This window comes from Endozoicomonas sp. ONNA1 (assembly GCF_024606325.1).
GTDB lineage: Bacteria > Pseudomonadota > Gammaproteobacteria > Pseudomonadales > Endozoicomonadaceae > Endozoicomonas_A.
Window position 1 is genome coordinate 1 of the sequence record NZ_JAHHPN010000991.1, and the last position, 1908, is coordinate 1908.

Consider the following 1908-nt stretch of genomic DNA (forward strand, 5'->3'; position numbering starts at 1 on the left):
GTGGCTACGTCGCCACGAATGATGATGGCAGCATCGCTTCTGATTACCTGACTCCTATGGTTGAAGGTAATATTCGCTGGCAGGCTTTTGAGAATGATCTGCCTGATAAGGCTATTATTGCCGGTTATAGCGTTGCAAGTTCAGGCAAAGAAATCAGCAAGGTGCCGGAATATTTTTGCCGTTTTGTGAATAACGGTTTTAAAACCTTCGGAAAGTATTTTAAGAAGGATAAAGTCTGTAAAGCTTCATTTGCAACACCAAGTGGAGACTCCCACGCTTTAGTTGATTCAAAGACCTTTGAAATTCTGGTCAGGGAATAATGAGCTCAATTAAAAGGAGGTTGCAGATGAAATGTTAACCTCCCTTTTGATAATGGGGTTATGGAACGTAGCAGCGATAAACTAGCCTACAACAAATGGCGGGCTACAAGGAATGAAGAGATTAGTTAAACATCTCCATCTACCAAGATCGGTTGATTCCGGTTGATTATCAAATTGCTAAACATTCAATGCCCACGCAATGTAAAATACTTCATAATAATTAGTTTTTATAAATCATTTAAATATTATTGGCCGTCTAAATAAATACTATACTCCTGGCCTTCTTGAGTGTTACGGAGTCTTTATTAATGGATTCTGAACTTAACGCGGTTATTTTACAGGAGTATAAGTATGAGACGAGTTTTAGGGATTTTTCCTGCGGTGCTGTTATCCATTGTTGTCACTCACAACGGAATAACTTTTGCCGGGGAGAATAGTTACGGACAATTTGCACAATCGTATTCAAGACAATTAGAATGTAGTGATTATGTAGCGTTCGCAAGTGCACTGAGTCTGGTCACGATGTGGGCAGTTTGTATAAGCAAGTATATATCAGACGTTAATGCTGAAGGCGACACAGAAGCTGAGAGAGAAAACTCTACGGATTTATCATCAAGTCAAAGTAATATCAGCAGCAATTTTAATACGCGGATGAAGAGAATACCGATTCCCGGGTACGATCAGAAAGCAATGATTGATCATTACAATCTGGCTCCTTTTAATCTCAGTGAGGATAACTATTCCGGCGCTAACAAAAAGCTGAAATATCTTTGGGCAAGGGCGACGTTTCTTAATACTCATCCCCCGCACCTTAATAATGAAGGTGGCCTCCAACCAGCACTATTTCCATTAAACACGGCGTACGATCCGTCTTATTCATACGGGAATGCACCCCAGTTTTGTATTTCTTCATTGCCAGCACCATTAACCAACAAAAAGTTCCGCTGCAATGACGAGCAACTCACTGGATTCTGTCGAGTCAAGCTCATGCTTAATGACAAGACCAGTACTCTGGTTGGTATGCTGGCCAACACTGCTGATAATGTCAGTGGTTGCCTATTATCAAGTCGAAAAAATGATGATTTTCTAGCTTCCCTGGAGGATGAAACCCTGGTACCCAAAGAAATTCTGATCACCGACAGAAGGTATTATCAGATCAATGTTATTTATAAAAATATCTCCTACCAGTTCCAGGAGCTACCCGGGTATCCGGTGCCCTTTGCATCAACAGTAATGTTATCTGGAAGTCTGCGTCACGAATCCTTGTGTAAAAACGATGCTAGTCCCGGAACCCAATGGTTCAACGACGGGGCTAGAAGTGAATATGAATGCTCAGGCCTGACAGCCGAAGCGAGTTCAACAGGTGAAATATCGTATTTTGTTCCTATACGACAGAAGTCACTTGCAAACAGACAGTCTCTCGTAACATGGCAGGAAATACCATCACAAGAGAATAAAGGGGCAATCAAAACTGAAGTTGAGACAAACTTTTGCTCCCCCAGAAAACCGTATAAAGAATTTATCCTGGGCTCATTGGCCGGGCTGGGATCGGATAAGTATTGCAGATACATTGGTACTTCAGGAAAAA

General features: G+C 41.5%; 2 protein-coding genes. Both read left to right on the forward strand.

Translation table 11 applies throughout. From position 1 onward, the window contains the following. A partial coding sequence (locus KDK19_RS23855) for a hypothetical protein (protein ID WP_257293102.1) occupies positions 1-320 on the forward strand: 320 nt, incomplete at its 5' end. 351 nt (positions 321-671) lie between these two features. Then, positions 672-1908: hypothetical protein (locus KDK19_RS23860; RefSeq protein WP_257293103.1), on the forward strand; the 1237-nt coding region annotated here is incomplete at its 3' end.